Origin of the sequence: Glycomyces lechevalierae (assembly GCF_027622945.1) — a bacterium.
Classification (GTDB): domain Bacteria; phylum Actinomycetota; class Actinomycetes; order Mycobacteriales; family Micromonosporaceae; genus Glycomyces; species Glycomyces rutgersensis.
This window is the reverse complement of sequence record NZ_JAPZVQ010000009.1, coordinates 161409-179433: the sequence shown is the minus strand read 5'-3', so window position 1 is coordinate 179433 and position 18025 is coordinate 161409. Positions and strand designations below refer to the sequence as shown.

The following is an 18025-nucleotide window of genomic DNA, read 5'->3' as shown; positions in this document are numbered from 1 at the left end:
CGCGCGCGGTCGCGCGCGGTACGCGGGCAGGTATTCGGACTCGAGGGCGCTTGGTATTCCTAGTCCCCGCCGCTTCCCAGGTTCCGGGCCCAGTGCTCATGGCGGGTTTCGTTCCCTCTCACCGCTGCGGGGCAGTCCTGGATTCGCACCAGATTCCCTCTTAGCCGGGGCGGCAAGTGCACCGCGCCGGAACCAGCGTCGGAACCGATGGTACGGCCGCACCCGGCCCCGCGCCCCGGACGAGGCCGCACTGTGGGACGGAAGGTGGGACCGACAGGTTCGCCCAGTGGGAGTCTCGGACCGAGGACATCGCAGTTCCCCGTCGGCATGGGTAGGCTCGTGCCCCATGAGCACCAAGCCTGTAGCAGTAGTCACGGGAGCGAGCAGCGGGATCGGAGCCGCCGCCGCGAAAGCCCTCGCCAAGGCCGGCTTCGACGTCGTCCTCGGCGCCCGCCGCGCCGACCGCCTCGCCGAGGTCGCGGCCGAATGCGGCGGCCGCGCCATCGCGCTCGACGTCACCGACGAAGCCTCCGTGGCCGCCTTCGTCGAGCAGGTCGAACGCTGCGACCTCTTGATCAACAACGCGGGCGGCGCCCTCGGCCTCGACTCGATCGCCACGGCCGACCTCGACCTGTGGCAGAAGATGTACGACGTCAACGTCCTCGGCACCATCCGGGTCACCAAGGCGCTCTTGCCGAAACTCATCGACTCCGGCGACGGCCAGGTCGTCGTCATCGGCTCCATCGCCGCCCGCCAGTCCTACCCGGGCGGCGGCGGCTACAACGCCGCCAAGCACGCCGAAGCGGCCGTCACCCGCGTCCTCCGCCTCGAACTCATCGGCCAGCCCGTGCGCGTCTGCGAGATCGACCCCGGCATGGTCGAGACCGAGTTCAGCCTCGTCCGCTTCGAAGGCGACCAGGACCGCGCCGACGCCGTCTACGCCGGCATGACCCCCTTGACCGCCGACGACATCGCCGAAACGATCGCCTGGGTCGCCACCCGCCCCAGCCACGTCAACGTCGACCAAATCACGATCATGCCCCGAGACCAAACCGGAGCCCAGCAGGTCCACCGCCGCTCTTAGGCACCTGCTTGGGAGCTCGGCTCTAAAGCAGACTCACACTGGAGACGACGGCGTCGACCTCGCTTCTCATCGCGGGGTCGTCGCCGTAAACCATGCCCATGAGGAAGACCGAGCGATCGCCGTCGATGATGTGGATGATGTGCCCGTACATCGGCGGCTCCCCGGTCGTGGAGACCTCCCACGTGAACCGGTATGCCTCCTGGCCGTCGACCTCGGCGGCTTCGGAGATGAGGATCTGCTTCTCTTCAGGGAACGGGTAGAAGTACTCGGAGTTCTCCCCGGCGATCGTGGAGGTCGACATCGACATCTCCTCATCGGTCATCGCCTCCCCTGAGAACGCGACCACCGAGGCCCCGGTGCCCTCCGCATCTCCGGCGACGCTCGCACTGGAGGTGAAGGCCTCGATCAGGTTGTCCGAATCCATCTCCTCCCATGCCTCGGGCATCGTGTAGGAGATCCCGGATTCGGAGTCCTCGATGATGAGTTCATCGGAGAGCGGCGATCGCCCGTCTCCACCGGGCCGGGCCATGAACCACCAAGCGCCTGCCCCGCCACCGACGACCAGCAACAAGAGCACGACGACCAGCGCGACCACCCCGCCCCGGCGTTTCCGAGTCGCAGGCGGCGGCACTGGCGGAAACCCTTGTCCGCCATACGGATACGGCTGATGAGGCGGCGCGCCTTGCACCTGATACGGCCCGGGCGCAGGCCCGGGAGGTTGCTGCGGTGGGTGCTCGAAGGGCGGTCGAGTATTCGACTGCTGATACACGAGGGGCCTTTCAGTGAGGGGATCGGGAGGATCAGGTGCTGACCTGGACTGGCGGTGGGCTGATCGTGCACGGCGAGACTCGCCCGGGACTTGACTCCAACACTTCAGAGCAGGCCTTCATAGGGACTGGGGCCCGTCTCGCTCGGATCAGGCTCGCGGGCCCAGGGGACCATCCCCGTAGGAGATGGTGATTCGGATTCCTGGAAAGGCGCGGTCGCAGTTTCCGATGGTGCTTCGGGCATGCCCTCGAATCCGTCGATACGGATGTTGTCCCGCTGGCTACCTGCGTCAACGCCGCCCGTCGGAGCGATGTATGCAATCTCGCTGGGGTCGCTTCTTGTCACGCAACCTGACTGGACGTATAGAGTCACCTTCGTCGCAACGGAGTACCAGAGGTTGATGCCGTCGTCTCGGCGGGCTTCTAGGGAGTAGTTCTTTCCGGTTGGGCTCGGCTCGTCGCGGTGGATGTCGTACCCGAGGTCAGTCCAGCGTTCACGGAGTTTGGAGACATAGGTATCGCGGACGTTGCTGGTTGCGGAGTCTGCGTCGTCGAAGCCGTATCTGATCTCGATGTTGACGTAATCCTCGTCGTCGATGCCGTCATGTGAACAGGGCATCTCGTTCCAAGAACGGGTGTAGAAGCCGGGGAAGTCGGGGAGACTCGCAGCGATCTCGGCGGCCTCGGCCTCCATTGGCGCAAAGGCCTCGGCCTCGGTATAGACAGTTTCCGGTGGTTCGCGATCCATATTGCCTCCAGTGCAGCCGGTTGTTGTCACGATCATCGAGGCGAAGATCAGAATGGAGGTGAGTCTTCGTTGCATGGTGCGACTCGGATCTTGACTACTCATTGCTCACCTCGTCCCTTTGCCCGGTGATGATGTACGCCATATTCTCGCGCGCTGCATTGCCTTCATCCCAGTACGCACTGTGGTTGGAGACCGCATCAGCCCCGGGCTCGTACCATTCGCCGGTGTTGTCTCGGGTTGCATCGCTGGCGAAGGTATTGCCGCCGAAGGAATCAGCTGTGGGATCGGTACCGTGGATCATTTCATCCTTGTCTGCGGTGAGATACCCGATGGCACCGCCGACAACCGCACCTCCGGGACCTGCCCAGGATCCGGCGGCGGCCCCAGCCAAGGTGTGCGTGTTGGTGTCAGTGGCCTGACCGATTACGTCCTCCTCATTTCTGCTCGCCCAGACATTGTCGGGGTCGATGCCGAGATCGGCTGCGGTGTCGACGCCGACACCTGGAGAGCCGACGAAGATCATGTTGTCAACGTCCAGTCCTTCATCGCGGGCGGCGACGCCGACCGTAGTTGATCCGTACGAGTGGCCGGTCATGGTCAGGTTCGACTCCGCCCCCTGGTCGGTGGAACGCAGGCCCTCGGTGAACGAGCTCAAAGAAGAGGCCGCGTTCTCCGCATAACTGGGGTCGGTTGCGAGCGCGACATTGTCGGGCGCGTCATAGCCGAGCCACAATACTGAAGCAGTGGTGCTGCCCGCCGGTCCGAACTGATATGCATCGGCGTAGGTCGACTCGGTTCGGCTGAGAAGGCCGTTGACGTCCGCAAGATTCCCGCCAGTACCGGGGACATACACGTTCACATTGTCCGCCGTGTCGGGATTCCCAACCGAGACGATAGCCTGCCCGTCGGCTTCTGAGGAATACCCCAGCAAGTAGTAGGAAGCGCTCACGCTCCCGTCCTCTGATGTGAATGGTTCGGCGATCTGGTTGTTGAGGTTGTCCAGGCTGTCGCGTTGTTCTCGGAGCGCTTCGATTTCCTCTTCGAGGTCGATGTACCGCCCGTCTCGCGGGGTGTTCTCCAGTTCGGACTCCATTCGCGCGATCTGGGCGTCGAGGTCGGTGATCTCCTCATCCAGCAGGTCGCGATTGGCGGTGTCGCGGTCCTCGGTGGGGATGCCGTCGAGCGGGCCGACGAGATCGGGTGCGGTGGCGACGAAGAGCGCTCGTTCCTCCTCGGACATTGAGTCCCACCATTCAGTCACCTCAGCTGGGCCGGCCTCACCGTCGTCGATCTTTTCGAGGAAGTCCTGATGCTTTTCTCGAAGGTATTCGCCGTTGCGTTCGGCGAACCCGGGCTCACCTACCACCGGTGGCATCGCTGGGGCCGAGTCGTCGAGCTTGTCGAGCTCCGCGGCCAGATCATCGTCGATCCGGCGTGTATCGGTCATGATCGTCTTGAACTCGGTCGACAACGCCTCAGCGCGGTCGTAGAGCGTCTGCTGCTCGTCGGTGACCTCGGCCTGGTGGTGATCCGAGGCGAATGAACGCAGGACTTTGAACCGCTCCTCGCCAATGCCGCCTTCGGGAAGCAGGTCGCCACCGGCCTCGGAGAAGAGGTCGTTCAAGGCGGACTGTTGGGTTTCGAAGGCGCCTTTGGCTTCGTCGAGGAGGGTCTGGATACGGGTGGCGCGCTCGGCCAAGTCCTCCTCGAAGACATCGACCACTTCGGCAACGTATCCGCGTGAAGCTTCGGCGACCGGGCCGGAGAAGTCTTCTTCCCCTGCTTCGGACAGGAGCTTGATCTCCTCGGGTAGGTCGACGATCGTGGTCGTCGCGTATTCAATGTAGCTTTGCCACAGGGCCACCGTGTCACTCATGCCAGAGAAGTCGGTATCGCGAAGGGTCTGCCAGGTCAGCTTGCTCATACCGCCACGCTCTCCCCGTGCACGGAAACGGCTTCCTCACTTGGCGGGGCGGGCGGAGTCGTCCCCGTGGCCGCGTAGTAGTCAGCCTTCGTGTACTCGTCGAGGCTGACGCAGAGGTCGGCTTCGAGCGTCACGAGATCGCTTTCCGCGTCCTCGTCGTTTGCTCTTGCGGTGGCTGCGTGAGTGGCCAGGAAGCAGGCGGCCTCCTCCAGGCGCTCACGGGTCCCCTGGGCGCGGGTGGCCCAGAACGCGGAGACGGCGGAGTGAGCAGCGCGGAATGCGAACTCCTGGATATCGATGCCTGCCATGGCGTTCGCAACCTCGCTGCTGTGCGAGGTGGTGCGAGTTCCGAACTCCTCCATGAGCTCGAGGAGGTCGTTCGATGCTTGATCGACCTTGTCAGGGTCAATCGACACGGTCTCTTTCACCGGGACCCTCCGGCTGCATCGAAGTCGACATGGAGGGGCGTCATGCGGCTGTCTCCTTGAGATCCAGAAGGAATCGGCCGGACGGACGGGGTGCTTTGAGGCGCGCGGGGGCGCGGGCGTGTTGAGGTTCGGATGGGGTCCTCCGAGGGAAATGCCAGGAATCTTCTACGGGCGCAACCCAGGGTAGCGGAGTACTACCTGTCGCGGGGTACACGAACACGGCTGGTGAGGGTGGGGTGGGCGGGGGCTTCTAGACGCTTTTGCACACGAGGGTGTGTCGCGCTTGCAGATGCGCGAAAAGCTGTGTCAGCCTGAACTCACGTGCGAATCGCACGTCGAAGAACCAATTGAATATGACCGGTGGGCCGCCTCTCGACCGCAAAATCAGATCGGCGGCCCACCTTCCAACCAAGGAAGGCGAGCCTCCCATGGCAGAGTCCACCCTACGCGAAAACAGGCGTGGCGCAACTCATCAAAACGCGACGACGGTGAACCAGGCGCGGATGCGCGTCCTGGTCCAGGAGCCGTTCTACCAACACGATCACCTCGGCCCTGGTGCGCCGCTGCGCAAGATCTCCGGTCAGGGTGAGGGCGACGGCTACTACGACTGGGCGGGCCGTCGCCTGTTCCTGGCCGACGGTGAGCCGGACCCGATGTGCCCCGGCGCGTACCGCTACCAGCACAACCCGGCGTGCTGCGACCTCGAAGCCCCCGACTCCGACCCACGCAGCCCTCGCTACGAGCCGATGCACCTGCGCCACAAGCCAGGCGACACCTGGATCATCGACTCGAACCGCCCGTACGACCCCTACGACCCGGGCCCGTTCGGCTCCCCGGGCTGGTACAAGGACGAACGGACCGGTCGCCACCGCCGAGACGAAACCCCCGACCCGCTCCCCGCCGAAGGCTGGGTGCCACCCAAGGGCGCCTGGTTCCCAGGAACCGCCAACTGGCCTGAACCCGAACCGCCGCAGGATGAGGCGACCGAAGTGCCTACCCGATTCGGTCAGCCTCGCCGCGACGACGACCAACGAGGCGACTCCCAGGGCCGCGGCGGCTCAGATCGACCGCCGCCGTGGGGTTCGCGCGGCCGACCCGTGCCCTCCGAACCCGGCGAACCCGAAGAGTCGCAACGACCTTGGGGCGCGCGGACTGAACGGCCGAGCCCGTCCCCGGACGCCGATCGCCCTGCGCGGCGCTCCTGGGACCGCGGCGGCCCCGGCGACGCAGGCTGGATCAGCGGCTACAGCCGCAACCAGAGCGACCACAGCGACGAACAGGACAACGGCGAACGCGAAAACGACGTCCGGTCCGGCTCTGATTCCACCGGCGAGTACCGGTTCTCCAAACTCCGAGAAGACGCCTTCGACCGCTTCATGGCCAACTCCGCCCAACTGCGGGCTGCCCACTTCCAACCCGAAAAGCCCTACCTGCGCGAACGCGCATTGTGGGTCCTGCGACGGCTGCTGTGGGTCCTCGCCATCGGACTCGCGCCCATGCCCGCGCCGCTCAACCGACACCACCGCCAACCCCAACCGCTTGCGCCGCATCCCATCCCGGCCCAACCAGGTCCCAACGATCAAGGGAGCGAACGGACGCGGCCGGCCGAGTCGGCTCCCGCCCAACTCCCGGGTGCCGCGCTCGCCGCTGCCGTCGAAGGCGCCCGCGCCGCCCGAAAACTGATCACCGACCGAAGTACCCGCACCAGCACCGACCTCGCTGCTGCCGTGCGCGATAGTGCGAACCGAACCAGCGCGACCAGGCCCAGCGCGGCCACCCACTGGCGGACCCAGCCCCGCCAGACCCGTCCACGCCCCTCGCCCAGACCGCGCACTGGTTCCTACATGGCCGGCTGGGAACACGCCTTCGACTCCAGCGCCACCTTCATCCTCACCACCGGCAGCGCGTCCGGAGCCGCCGCATGATCCCCGACCGCTACACCACCCGCCGCATCCGAGCCCGCTACATCAAAGCCCTGCAGGCAATCCCACTCCCAGTCCGCCACACCGACCCACCGGACCAAGTCCTCCCGATCGACCTGGCAGGACTCCCCATCCTCGCCACCGAAACCATCGACGACCGTCAAGTCCAGTACTCCCTAGTCCTCGGCCAAACCCGCTTCCGCCTGACCTTCAAGGAGATCCACCCACCCCCCATCGGCCACATCATCAACCTTGAAACACCCAACCCAAGACTCGTCATAGCCGAGCCCTTCCACACCGAATGGGCCTTGGCCAACGAACCGGCCCTCACAGCATGCGCGGCAGGAGTTTGGCGGGCCAATACCAAGATCTGCGACCGCTAGCCGAACCGACAAAAGGTGCGGGCGGCATTCGCCGCCCGCACCTTGGTCAGTCCAGGCCCTGCGCCGGAATGCCCTCGATTTGGCCCCGGTAGGGGTGCCGTTGCCCGAAGATCTCCTCCCACAAGACCAGATCGCCTTTCGCTGGTGTGAGGTCGGGGCGGTACACCCGGCTCGGCCGGCCCTCTCAGACCACCGGATCGGCAAACCCCTCACCTGGGTAAACTCGCCCGCGCCCTGGACCCGTCGAGGGTTCCCCCGCGTGACTCAGTGATCCATGGAATTCATTGATGCGATAACCGCATCAATGAATTCCATGGTAGCGGCGTCCGCATCGCCGAGGTCGCGCGTCACCGGGCCAGTCCCGCAGCCACCCGATCATGCAGTGCGCCTGAGCGCTGCGCGATGGGGAGCTCAGTGGAAGGTTACGTAGCCGTTGCCGTCGGCGTCATCGCGCGCCGGGGTGTAGGAGTGGGAGTCCGCGCCCGCGCCCGTCGGCTTGTAGAGATAGATGGAGTCGCCGGTGTTGTTCCAGATGAAGTTGCAGTTGTCCCGGTAGACGACGTTGTTCCCGTCCGAATCGTTGCCGTTGCCCCCGCGAAGCCGGACGTAGTCGCCGGGCTGGAGGTAGTGGTCGGCGGTGAACTTGAAGCTGTTGCCGGCAGCGTCCTTCACCAGGTAGCCCCGGAGGTTGACCGTCGCAGTCTTGGAGTAGTTCTTGATGGTCAGGTACTCCTGGGAGGTGTTCCCTCCCACGCAGCGGTTGTCGTCGCGGCCGGGCGCGTTGTACTGGACTCCTTGGATTTTGAGGGCCGACGAGTACTCCGTGGCGGAGGCCGGGGTCGCGGTGGCAACAAGGGTGGCGACGGCCAGGCCGACGACCATAAGCGTCTTCTTAAGCACCAGAATGTCCTCATTGTTCTGAAGTCAAGGGGAGGCTCGAATCGCATCTCGTGTGCATGTTCGAGCGACTGAGGATAAATGTTAGCGCTTCTCGGAATTGCTGTGGGGACGCGTGCCTGCACCTGTCGCCGCCTGTAGCACCGCTATTCCCGCAGGTTGCCTATTGGCCGTTGGGCGTGATTGCTCTCTGACGGCTATGTCGTGATTCCGATGAATGACAAGGGCTCGTGCGCGTATCGGGTGTTTCGTAGCCCGGCTGGTGTGGGATCGGTTGGGTCGCAATAGCAACGCGGACACGGCCCAAGCGATCATGTGAGTGTCGAATTCCCATGAGCGCCAAGGCAAACCGCGTCCGCCGACATTGGGCGATCGAGAACCGGTCGCACCTGGTAGGGGGTCACGACATAACCGCCAGGAAGCAATCACACCCACGCCCTGCCGTCACTGCCTCCTCCGGTCACCATGATCCTTACCCTCAGGTTGCTGTCGACCGCGTAGCGCCTGCTCCACGTTTATCTCCGAGGTGCAGTAACCAGGGGCAAATCCGACGATCTTGTCCGATCCAGGTCTCTGAATGCGTGAAGGTTACGGGGTGCCGCCGGGCTTCACCTGGCGGCACCTTTCTCCGTTTACTCTCGCTCCAGCCCATCCACAACAGGAGGCACTAGCGCACCGAGAATCTCGTAGGCAGCAGTCTTGACCTCTGCCTTGGCGACCTCGTTTCCACTATTCAGGACGAGCTCATCTGGTACCACGAACACGAAGCTGGCTGTCACGTAAAGATTGTCGAGGTTTGCGAAGAAATTGAAGACTATCGCTGAGCTTTCTTCCATGAAGTAGCTGCTGTCAGTCTCGACATCCTGGACGACTTGATCCCATTCTTGGAAGTATTCTGCTCCGGACGCCTGGTTGAAGTCGACCGCGGTTCCTTGAAATAGTGGGATCAAGGGCGATCCGTCCGTGATGATCACGTCCGTGCCACCGGATGCCAGGACGATGGAGTCGAGTCCGTCCAAAATTTCAACGCCGCCTCTGTATGAACATGACAGCGTCTCATAGGAGTTTGGCGTGGAGAAATCTTCCTGGTATCCGATATCTTCCGGCGCTGCATACTCACCGGGCAGTGCACCTGCGGGTGGACAGGCATCCGGGTCAATCTCCATGACGAACTTAGGGTCGTCATCTGGCGATTTCTGGCTTGCTTCAGTCTCGGAAGGGCTTTCGAGCGATCCCTGCTCGGGGTCGGTGCAAGCGGTCAAGAGCGAAACGAGAAGCATCATCGATGCAGCGGCACCGGTGGTCGTGGCAATCCGTGAGAGATGGGCGAATGAGGTTCGCGACCTGTTCATCATGCCGGTCCTTGCTGCGGTTCTGGTGTTGGATGGTCCCAACCTTCGGGGTCGTAGGCGATTTCTGCATCGTCATCGGGGGTCTCGTCCTGAGCCCCAGGTTCGCTGGTGCGATCGGTAGCCGCTGCGAGGCCCTCGGATTCATCGTGGGCGACTGGAGGATCGCTTTGAATGTCCCCAGTCTCGTCTTCCCACGCTTCGAAGCTCGTTGCGGCCTGGTCGTCGGACTCCGCGTACGTGCGAGCGGCCTCTTCGATCTGTTCGCCGGCGAGGCAATATCGCCCTATCGCAGTAGAGATGAAGTTCAAGAAGTCTTCCCGCATGGCGAGCACACGAGTGTCGGCCTCAGTCGCGTCGCCATCTTGGTCCTTCAGGTGCGCGTCACCGTCATAGACGTCCCCGAGTTGCGAGCGAATCTGCTCGTAGGCTTCGGCGATCCCGTAACAAGTCGAAGCAAGGCCGGTCATCTCGTCGATGTCGGCGCTGAACCCGGCGTCGCTGCCCGCGGTTCCTTCAGGATTGTTCTGCGTGATGTCGTACAGCTCCAGAACTTCGAGTCTGGCCGATCCGATAGCGCTCTCAACCTGCCCTGACTCCGATCGGTAGTCAGCCTCGCTGTACTCGATGTCACGTTTCATTTCGTCGATAGCATCGGAAAGCCGCGTCGCCACTTCAAGTGGATCGGAGGCGAAGTTCGTCTCCTTCTTCGTTGGTTTCAGTTGTGCACCAAGCCATCCCACGAAAACGATCGGAGCGCCGACCGTGGCCCCTGCTGGAACCAGGGAGATGGCCGCCCCGATGCCCTCGACGACCGCCCAACGCTTGGTGAGGTCGACATCAGTCGTAGCCGTCGCGCCTAGTGCTTCAGTGGCGGAGCCGATGAGGTCGAGGGTGTTGCGCCGATTCTCGTCGATGATCGTGGCTCTGAGATTGATCAGGTATCCGAGAGCGTTCGCTATGAGGGCGTGATTGTGCAGCGTCGCAGTGATGGTGTGAAAGAACCCCAGAGCGGCGCCTTCAGCGGCCGCGCCCGTCCAACCGGCCAGCCAAGCAGGCGGGGGGCTCAGTTCGGAGTAGGCGATATCGTCGATGGTTTCGGGCAAGCTGCTTCCGACTCCGTCGAGGGTGAAGGTTCCGTTGGTGTCCCAGCCGTCGCTCCCTGCTTCCGGACTCGCCCCGAATGCCTGTGCGGCGTTGACGAAGGCGTCCCGTGCCGCTCGCAGCGCGGGAATCTGCTGCATCGAGAACTTTGGGATGCGCTCCTGGATCCATTCGCGGTCTTGTGTCGCCCATTCGGCGGCCAAGGTCAACAGCTCCGGGGCTTTGCAGGTGAAGCCCTGGGTGCTGGAGCCGTCGGTGAGGTATTGCTGTGGCACATAGCCCGAGCAGGTGATGGAGTCGAAGCGGGTTCCGACTTCGTTCTCCGCGAACCACCGCTGGATCTCGCAGTACGCGACGTGTGCCTGATCGGCTTCGGTGAGCTCTAGTACTGGCCCGCCGTCGCCGCCGGTGTTGGCAGGACCGGGGAGGGACGTGGTCGTCGACCTGTTCAGGGCCTCGCAAGCCTTGCGCATATAACGGTCGGCCAGGGCCTGGTGGAATCCGTCGAGCGCGGTGAGAACCTCGTTGAAGTGCTGACTGGGGCCGCGGCTGGACCCTCCCGCGCGGCTTACTGCCATGGCAGCGCTCCGATTGCGGTGGGACTGAGAGGAGCGGGCGGTGCGTACATGGGGGATCGTCTCTCATGTCGATTTTGGGAGTCGCGGTCAGTTATATCCCAGACGTGTCGTGCGTGGGGTACGCGCGTGAGCGGGTGCTCACGGGTTGGGCTGTGCGCCAGGGGGTGTGGGGCTGGACAGCGACGCGCCCCACCGGTTGGCCGGTGGGGCGCGTTGGTTGTTGGGTTATTTGGTGAGGGTGAAGGTTGGTGATTGCCAGGCTTCCCAGTGGGCTGGGTTGGATTCGTCGCCGAGGGCTTTGAGGACCTTGACTTCGAGGGTCCAGCGGCCCGGTTGGAGGGCGTCGGGTTGTTCGGCGGTGAGGTCTTGGAGGTGGATGCCCATGGCGTCGTCGGGACCGGGGGAGCGTTGGAGGTATTGCTCCGGCTCCCATTCGATGCGTTCGCCGGTGTCGGCGTTCTCGGCGGTGATCGTCAGTTCGGCGACTTGGTGGCCGAGGAAGACGAGTGCGGCGAGGTCGGGGCCTTCGGTGAGGCTGAAGGTTTCGCCGTCTTCGATGTCGCGGTAGTCGAACTCGTGAGTTTCCGGGTCTTGGCCGACGACGGCCGCGAGCTTCGGGAAGTCCGGGTGTTCGAGGACGGGGATCGACAGGTAGTCGCCTTGGTAGCCCGAGTAGGCGGCGGTCAGGGACTCGCCGTTGTCGGGGCGGGCGGTGATGCGGCCTCCGAAGACGCTTCCCAAGGGGAGGTCCGGGCTCGGTTCGACGGTGACCTCGATGGTCGCGGTTTGGCCTGGGTGGAGGTCCAGGGTCTTCGGTTCGAAGGTCACTTTGGGTTCGGCGGCGTTGAAGCCGGGGTCTCGTTCGTCTCCTGTTGTGGCGATGGTGGATTGGTGGGTGAGCTTGTACGTGCGGGTTTCGCTGTCGCGTGACGTCAGTTGGAGCTCGAAGGTGCGCGGGCCCGTGCCGTCGCCGGTGTTGACGCCCGTCGGGTAGAGGCAGGCCTCGGCGTCGAGGGCGTCGATCACGTCGATGACGCCGGTGCCTTGGCGGTGGGCCGCTTCGAGTTCGCCGAGGTCCGGGTTGTCGCCCCACGGGACGGGCTTGGCGGAGTTGGCGAGGCGGGTGCGCACGTCGCGGGGTTCGAGCCGCGGGTCGTCCTGGAGGAGGAGCGCGGCCGCGCCGGCGACGTGCGGGGAGGACATCGATGTGCCGGAAAGGGACTTGTAGGAGCCGTCGGCGACGGGGACGGTGGACCAGATGCCGCCGCCGGGGGCGGACACGTCGGGTTTGAAGGAGAGGTCCGGGCCGGGACCATAAGCGGTGAAGGAGGAGGCGAGGCCGCCTCGCGGCATGTCGACCAGGACGGTCTTGCCGGTGAACTCGAGAACGGGAGCCTTGCCGATCGCGGCGAGGTCGTGCAGGTCCTTGCCGTCGGTGTCGGTGATGCCGATCGCCGGGACGGGGCCGTCCGCGATGCCGCTGCCGCCGAAGGGACCTGAGCGGTCGTTGTAGATGACGACGCTCGTCGCGCCCTCGGCGACGGCCCGTTCGTACTTCACCTTGAACGTGCAGGAGCCGCGCACGATCAGCGCGGCCTTGCCCGCGACGTCGCCTTCGGAGGCGTCGTCGGGGCACGCGCGGCCGAGCCACACCAGCGGGTCGGTGAGCGCGCCCGGTTCGGGCTCGGGGGTGTCGTCGATGAGCCGGTAGCCGACCTTGCGGTCCAGTGCCTCGACGTACACGGCGTCCATGCGCTGCTTGGGATTGTCAGTGGAGGCCACGCCGATCACCTCGGAGCCGACGCCCGGCGCGGAGCCGGAGTAAACGCCGGCGTCGCCGTCGTTGCCCATCGAGGCGACGACCGTGACGCCCTCCTCGGTGAGCTTGTCCGCGGCGACCGCCGTCGGGTAGCCCGGCCACTGGAACGACTGGCCGAGCGAGAGGTTCACGACGTCCATGCCGTCGTCGAGCGCCGCTTCGAGCGCCTGCATGATGACCTCGGAGCTGGTGGAACCGCTGCAGCCGAACACCTTGTAGGCCCCGAACTCGACGTCCGGGGCGACGCCGGTGACGCGGCCGTTCGCGCCCACGATGCCCGCGACGTGCGTGCCGTGGCCGGCGCAGTCGGCAGGGTCGTCGTCGGGGGCGGGGTCGGCGTGCTCGGGGTCGTCGGAGTCGAACTCGTCGCCCACGAAGTCGGTGCCGTACGCGACCCGGCAGTCCGAGCCGAAGCAGCCGCCCAGGTCGGGGTGGGTGTAGTCGATGCCGGTGTCGATGATGCCGACCTTGACGCCCTCGCCGGTGATGCCCCGCGTGTGCGCGTCCGCCGCGCGGGTCGTCTGGATCGCCTGCGCCAGTTCGGGTTGCGCCGATTCCTCGGGGCCCGCCATGTCGACGCGGGACGGGCCGCGGAAGCGCACGTCGGACCAGACCTGCTCGACCATGTCGAGGCGCTCGAGGCGGCGCGCGGTGGCTGGGTCGGTCTCGACCGAGACGCCGTTCCACACACGCGAGAAGTCGTGCCGGACCGTGTAGTCGAGCCCGCGGGCAGCGGCGTCGAGCGCCGATTCGCCCGCGCCCGGGGCGAGTTCGACCAGCCAGACCTGCGCGGGCCCTTCGTCCGGGTTCGCCTGCGCCGCAGGGGCCGAGGCGGCCAGGAGCGGCAGGGCGACGGCGGCCGCGAGGAACGCGGCGGGTCGGGTCGGGAAGCGGTGCGGTGCGGATCGTTGGCGCGCGAGCGCGCGGAAGCCTCCCGGCATCAGGGGTCCCCTTCGAGTCGTGCCGGTCGGGGGACCGAAGTCCGGGCCCCCGACCGGCAGCTTTGGCAGGACCTCGATCGTCGGGTATGGAGGTGCCGGAACCGCGCATTTGACGGTGGCGCGTGTCGGGATCGGAGGGACGAGTCGGGCGCCGCCCTGCAAAACGGGCACCCCTGGGCCCCCAGTCTCAAGGGTGCCCGGTGGGTCTGACATCGGGCCTTCGCGGCGCCGGTCAGCCGGTGATCAGGTGCGCGAGGCCGAACCCGGCCAGGCCCGCGCCGAGGCCGCCCGCGAGGTTCGCGGCCACGTTCCACAGCGCGTGGTGCCAGCGCCCGTCCTCGACCAGCCGCAGCGTCTCGTACGAGAGCGTCGAGTACGTGGTCAGCGCGCCGCAGAAGCCCGTGACGAGCAGCGCCGACCAGCCCGGGTCGGCGACGGCGACCGCGAGGAACACGGCCAGGCCGGAGCCGAAGACGTTGACCACCAACGTGCCCCAGGGGAGGAACCGGCCCGCGTAATGGGCGACGACGAGGTCCGTGAGGAAGCGGGCGGGCGCGCCGACCGCGGCTCCGGCGGCGATGAGGAGGAGCGTCATGAGCGGCCCCGCACCAGGAGGCGGCGAGTGCCGTACATGCCGACGGCGGCGGCGAGGAGGGCCGCGGCCATCGTCGCGAACGCGTACACGACGGCGAGCGCGGTCGCGCCGACGTTCGCGGCCCGGCCGATGTCGACGATGTACGTCGAGAACGTGGTGAAGCCGCCGAGAATGCCGACCCCGACGAAGGGCCGGATGCCGCTGAGGCCCGGCGCGACCTCGGTGACGGTGATCATGAGGACGCCGATGAGCAGGCCGCCGACGGTGTTGGCGATGAACGTGGCCAGGTCGAACTCGCCGGGCGCGGCCGGGAACGCGACGGTGAGGCCGTACCGGGCGAGGGCGCCGATCGCGCCGCCCGCGGCCACTGCGACGAGGGACGGCACGGAGACGGCGCGCAGCATGCGGCGCAGGGGCGGGCGCTGGGATTCGGGCACGTCCCGAATCTAGTACCCGCCGGTTATTCCCCCGCGCCGCGCCGTATGCGGTCCCTCACTGGGGCTTGCGCCCGTTATGCGAGAACCGCTAACGTTGACTCGCTATGCGCTACACGATCACGAACCAGCACCTGACACGCAGGCGTCACCTCGACTTCTGCCGCGTGTCGACCGTGCTCTGTCGTTAGCACGCACCTCTTCACCGGCGGGCTCGCCGATGACCCTTCCTTCCGCCGGCCTTGAGCCCACGCCGGCGTCTCCCTGAAACTCCCGCAGCCGCGTGCCGCCCTGCCGCGTGCTGTCCGCCCATTGCATCGAAGAGGTTCACCATGTCCGCAACCGCGGAAGCAACCGATGTGAAGCCGCGCAAGCGCTTCAAGATCCCGTTCGCCTGGCAGCTCCTGATCGGCCTCGCGCTCGGCCTCGTCCTGGGCTACGTGGCCCGCGAATGGTCCGTGGCCTGGCTCGGCACGACCCTCGAGACGATCGGGACGCTGTTCGTGCAGCTCCTGTTCCTGATCGTCCCGTTCCTGGTGTTCACCGCGATCGTCGCCTCGATCGCCAACCTGCGCAACCTCGCGAACGCGGGCCGACTGGTCGCCAAGACCCTCGGCTGGTTCGCGCTCACCTCGGCGATCGCGGTCGCGATCGGCCTGGGGATCGGCCTCGCCACGGACCCCGGCGAGGGCGTGACGCTGACGAGTCCAGCCGCCGCGCCGGAGACGACCGGTTCGTGGACGGACTTCCTCACCGGCATCATCCCGACGAACGTCGTGGACGCCTTCCTGAACGTGAACGTGCTGCAGATCGTGTTCGTCGCGATCGTCGTCGGCGCTGCCGCCACGAAGCTCGGCGCCAAGGCCGAGCCGTTCCTGAAGTTCAACGAGTCGGCGCTGGCGTTGATCCAGAAGGCCCTGTGGTGGGTGATCCGCTTGGCGCCCATCGGCACCGCGGCGCTCATCGGGAACTCCGTGTTCTCGTACGGCTGGGACCTGCTCGAGCCGCTCGCGGTGTTCAGCGTCGACATCTACGTCGGCGCGCTGATCGTGATGCTCGTGGTCTACCCGGTGCTGCTGCGCCTGGTCGCGAAGGTCTCGCCGGTGCAGTTCTTCCGCAAGGCGTGGCCGGCGATCCAGTTCGCGTTCGTCTCGCGCTCGTCGGTCGGCACCCTGCCGCTTGCGCAGCGGATCGTGACCGAGCGGCTGGGTGTGGACCGGAACTACGCGTCGTTCGCGTCGCCGTTCGGGGCGACGACGAAGATGGACGGCTGCGCCGCGATCTACCCGGCCATCGCCGCGATCTTCGTGGCGCAGGTGTACGGGGTGCCGCTGGGCATCCAGGACTACCTGCTCATCGCGTTCGTCTCGGTGATCGGCTCGGCGGCGACGGCGGGCCTGACCGGCGCGACCGTGATGCTGACGCTGACGCTCTCGACCCTGGGCCTGCCCCTGGAGGGCGTGGGTCTGCTGCTGGCGATCGACCCGATCATGGACATGATCCGCACGGCCACGAACGTGACCGGGCAGATGGTGGTGCCGGTGATCGTGGCGAAGTCGGAGAAGATCCTCGACCGCGAGGTGTACGACGCGAAGCCGGTGCCGCTGGACGTCGAGTCGGCATTCAACGGTTCGGAAGCGCCGCAGCGCAAGGGCGAGCCCGCGCTGCAGCCCGCTTAAGGCTTTATCCTCTCTCCTGAAATACCGGGGGCCGGTCCGTATCGGACCGGCCCCCGTTTCATCGCGCGGGTCGGACGGCGCGGTGCGCACCAAGGGGACTGGGAAGCGGCATACGGGGTTGACGCATCGGCTGGGCGGCAGCGGCTGGGTCGGATTGCGGGTTGGTGGTTGTGGTGGGTTGCGGCTAACCCTGGCAGCGACGGAGGGGTGGGATCGGGGTCCCATTTCGAGTGGCGGGCGTGGTGGCGATAGGGGTTCAGTCAGGCGGCGATGGTGGGGTGCGGCCGGGGCTGGTCTGTTGGCTTGGGGTGCAGCGGGGTTGGGGCGAATGTGAGGGTCTTGTACCCCTGTGGGTGATGACGGTGCGGGGTGGTGCGAGGGATGATTGATGTACGCACAGGGATACGGAAAACGTACAGGTGGCTATTAGGTGCAAGCAGACTACGCCAAGCCTCTGGCCGAAACCCAAACCGGACGAGTTTCCGAGACCACTGCCTTGACGAAGCAGTGGTTTCAGTCCCCGGTGCTATCGGGATCCACAGCGGTCCACCGCTCCTTTCACGGGGTGGTGCTGGGTGGGAGATCGCCGGTCGGGATCACCTCGACCGGAGGCAGTGTCCGGAACGAGGCACAGCGAGTAAGACCGCCAGCATGAACGGTGATGCCGACCAGGCAATAGAGGACCTGGTCTCCCCATCGCTGCCATGCCAGGCAATGCAGCACCTCCGCGCACTCGCATCGACTTGGTGCGTGCGGGGAGCAGTACACCGTCTGGGCGTCACCGTGCGCTCGGGAGGCGAAGGCCTTCAAGACGGCAATCGCACAGCAGGGGCAGGAGTGTGCCCGGGGGCTGATGCGGCGCGCCAGGAGGACTGGATCGGTTGCCGCAGCGGCAGACACGGGACGGCAGTGTGCCCGGGCTGGTGCGAGTGCAGGCCGGGAAGCGGCAAGGCTTCCCGGGCAAGGCGCCAGGCGCCCGATGCGAGATCGAGAGCGACGCTGAGGAAGGAGGCGGCAGGACATGACGACGCTCGACCATGGGCTGTGCAAGCCGCACCTGCGAACCTTTGGCGTTGCCCGCTCGATCGCGGCACCGACCCCGCGGACCCGGCCCGAGCCCGCTCGGGCCCGGCTCCAGCCGCGCACGGTGGGGGCCATCCCCGCCGCGCCCTTGCCGCCCGCCCGAACCTCGCGCGACTCCGGGTCGGCTCCAGCCGCGCACCCTGGGAGGGGCACTCACCGCGCCATCGTTGCCCGGTTGAAGCCCCACCCGATACGGACCCCGACCATGCGGACCCAAGCCCAGGCAGTCTCCCACCTCGCCGTCGCAGTTCCACTTCACAACCGGAGGCCTTCGCCGGTCAGGCCAAGCG

Annotated in this window: 14 protein-coding genes and 1 riboswitch; of the genes, 4 read left to right on the top strand and 10 right to left on the bottom strand. The window is 66.0% G+C overall.

Features of this window, described 5'->3' with window-relative positions; genetic code table 11:
• Positions 1 to 8: 8 nt before the first annotated feature.
• A riboswitch (cobalamin riboswitch) is annotated at positions 9 to 212 on the bottom strand.
• Positions 213 to 346: 134 nt separating this feature from the next.
• A complete protein-coding gene (locus O2L01_RS15845) occupies positions 347 to 1084 on the top strand; it encodes an SDR family NAD(P)-dependent oxidoreductase (RefSeq protein WP_270122938.1) in 738 nt (245 codons plus the stop codon).
• A 22-nt stretch (positions 1085 to 1106) separates the two neighbouring features.
• Here the strand turns inward: O2L01_RS15845 and O2L01_RS15840 are convergent, their stop codons facing one another.
• The 4 genes from O2L01_RS15840 to O2L01_RS15825 all read right to left on the bottom strand — a co-directional run bounded on the left by O2L01_RS15840 (position 1107) and on the right by O2L01_RS15825 (position 4951).
• Positions 1107 to 1661, bottom strand: a complete 555-nt coding sequence (locus tag O2L01_RS15840; RefSeq protein WP_270122937.1) for a hypothetical protein — start codon at positions 1659 to 1661, stop codon at positions 1107 to 1109.
• A 296-nt stretch (positions 1662 to 1957) separates the two neighbouring features.
• Positions 1958 to 2674, bottom strand: a complete 717-nt coding sequence (locus O2L01_RS15835) for a hypothetical protein (RefSeq protein ID WP_270122935.1) — start codon at positions 2672 to 2674, stop codon at positions 1958 to 1960.
• 19 nt (positions 2675 to 2693) lie between these two features.
• On the bottom strand, positions 2694 to 4523 hold the full coding sequence (locus O2L01_RS15830; RefSeq protein ID WP_270122934.1) for an alpha/beta hydrolase: 1830 nt from the start codon (positions 4521 to 4523) through the stop codon (positions 2694 to 2696).
• Entirely contained in the window at positions 4520 to 4951 is a 432-nt protein-coding gene (locus tag O2L01_RS15825) for a hypothetical protein (protein ID WP_270122933.1), read from the bottom strand. Before O2L01_RS15825 ends, O2L01_RS15830 begins: the two co-directional genes overlap by 4 nt.
• Positions 4952 to 5439: 488 nt before the next feature.
• On the opposite strand from O2L01_RS15825, the gene O2L01_RS15820 reads away from it, so the two are divergent.
• Together O2L01_RS15820 and O2L01_RS15815 are read left to right on the top strand one after the other, a co-directional pair.
• Positions 5440 to 6876 (top strand): hypothetical protein, encoded by a 1437-nt coding sequence (locus O2L01_RS15820; protein ID WP_270122932.1) that lies wholly within the window; start codon positions 5440 to 5442, stop codon positions 6874 to 6876.
• On the top strand, positions 6873 to 7256 hold the full coding sequence (locus O2L01_RS15815; RefSeq protein ID WP_270122931.1) for a hypothetical protein: 384 nt from the start codon (positions 6873 to 6875) through the stop codon (positions 7254 to 7256). The genes O2L01_RS15820 and O2L01_RS15815 overlap by 4 nt, the downstream gene beginning before the upstream one ends.
• 411 nt (positions 7257 to 7667) lie before the next feature.
• Here O2L01_RS15815 and O2L01_RS15810 read toward each other — a convergent pair whose 3' ends face one another.
• The 6 genes from O2L01_RS15810 to O2L01_RS15785 form a co-directional block, all read right to left on the bottom strand.
• Positions 7668 to 8138, bottom strand: a complete 471-nt coding sequence (locus tag O2L01_RS15810) for a lamin tail domain-containing protein (RefSeq protein ID WP_344469296.1) — start codon at positions 8136 to 8138, stop codon at positions 7668 to 7670.
• 647 nt (positions 8139 to 8785) lie between these two features.
• Entirely contained in the window at positions 8786 to 9508 is a 723-nt protein-coding gene (locus O2L01_RS15805) for a hypothetical protein (RefSeq protein WP_270122929.1), read from the bottom strand.
• Positions 9505 to 11184: a hypothetical protein gene (locus O2L01_RS15800; RefSeq protein WP_270122928.1), complete on the bottom strand. Its 1680-nt coding sequence runs from the start codon at positions 11182 to 11184 to the stop codon at positions 9505 to 9507. The genes O2L01_RS15805 and O2L01_RS15800 overlap by 4 nt, the downstream gene beginning before the upstream one ends.
• 225 nt (positions 11185 to 11409) lie before the next feature.
• Positions 11410 to 13944 carry a S8 family serine peptidase gene (locus O2L01_RS15795; RefSeq protein WP_270122927.1) on the bottom strand — a complete coding sequence of 845 codons (2535 nt, stop codon included), beginning with the start codon at positions 13942 to 13944 and terminating at the stop codon, positions 11410 to 11412.
• A gap of 232 nt (positions 13945 to 14176) precedes the next feature.
• Positions 14177 to 14539: a fluoride efflux transporter FluC gene (locus tag O2L01_RS15790; RefSeq protein ID WP_270122926.1), complete on the bottom strand. Its 363-nt coding sequence runs from the start codon at positions 14537 to 14539 to the stop codon at positions 14177 to 14179.
• A complete protein-coding gene (locus tag O2L01_RS15785) occupies positions 14536 to 14976 on the bottom strand; it encodes a fluoride efflux transporter FluC (protein ID WP_270122925.1) in 441 nt (146 codons plus the stop codon). The genes O2L01_RS15790 and O2L01_RS15785 overlap by 4 nt, the downstream gene beginning before the upstream one ends.
• Before the next feature lie 329 nt (positions 14977 to 15305).
• Here O2L01_RS15785 and O2L01_RS15780 point away from each other — a divergent pair, with 329 nt between their 5' ends.
• Positions 15306 to 16652: a dicarboxylate/amino acid:cation symporter gene (locus O2L01_RS15780; protein WP_270122924.1), complete on the top strand. Its 1347-nt coding sequence runs from the start codon at positions 15306 to 15308 to the stop codon at positions 16650 to 16652.
• Positions 16653 to 18025 lie beyond the last annotated feature (1373 nt).

Excerpts from the sequence above, each read along its gene's own strand:
- O2L01_RS15845 (WP_270122938.1), top strand. The coding sequence starts at position 347 with ATGAGCACCAAGCCTGTAGCAGTAGTCACGGGAGCGAGCAGCGGGATC.
- O2L01_RS15835 (WP_270122935.1), bottom strand. The coding sequence starts at position 2,674 with ATGCAACGAAGACTCACCTCCATTCTGATCTTCGCCTCGATGATCGTG.
- O2L01_RS15810 (WP_344469296.1), bottom strand. The coding sequence starts at position 8,138 with ATGGTCGTCGGCCTGGCCGTCGCCACCCTTGTTGCCACCGCGACCCCG.
- O2L01_RS15800 (WP_270122928.1), bottom strand. The coding sequence starts at position 11,184 with ATGGCAGTAAGCCGCGCGGGAGGGTCCAGCCGCGGCCCCAGTCAGCAC.
- O2L01_RS15780 (WP_270122924.1), top strand. The coding sequence starts at position 15,306 with ATGTCCGCAACCGCGGAAGCAACCGATGTGAAGCCGCGCAAGCGCTTC.
- O2L01_RS15815 (WP_270122931.1), top strand. The coding sequence starts at position 6,873 with ATGATCCCCGACCGCTACACCACCCGCCGCATCCGAGCCCGCTACATC.
- O2L01_RS15830 (WP_270122934.1), bottom strand. The coding sequence starts at position 4,523 with ATGAGCAAGCTGACCTGGCAGACCCTTCGCGATACCGACTTCTCTGGC.
- O2L01_RS15805 (WP_270122929.1), bottom strand. The coding sequence starts at position 9,508 with ATGATGAACAGGTCGCGAACCTCATTCGCCCATCTCTCACGGATTGCC.
- O2L01_RS15795 (WP_270122927.1), bottom strand. The coding sequence starts at position 13,944 with ATGCCGGGAGGCTTCCGCGCGCTCGCGCGCCAACGATCCGCACCGCAC.
- O2L01_RS15790 (WP_270122926.1), bottom strand. The coding sequence starts at position 14,539 with ATGACGCTCCTCCTCATCGCCGCCGGAGCCGCGGTCGGCGCGCCCGCC.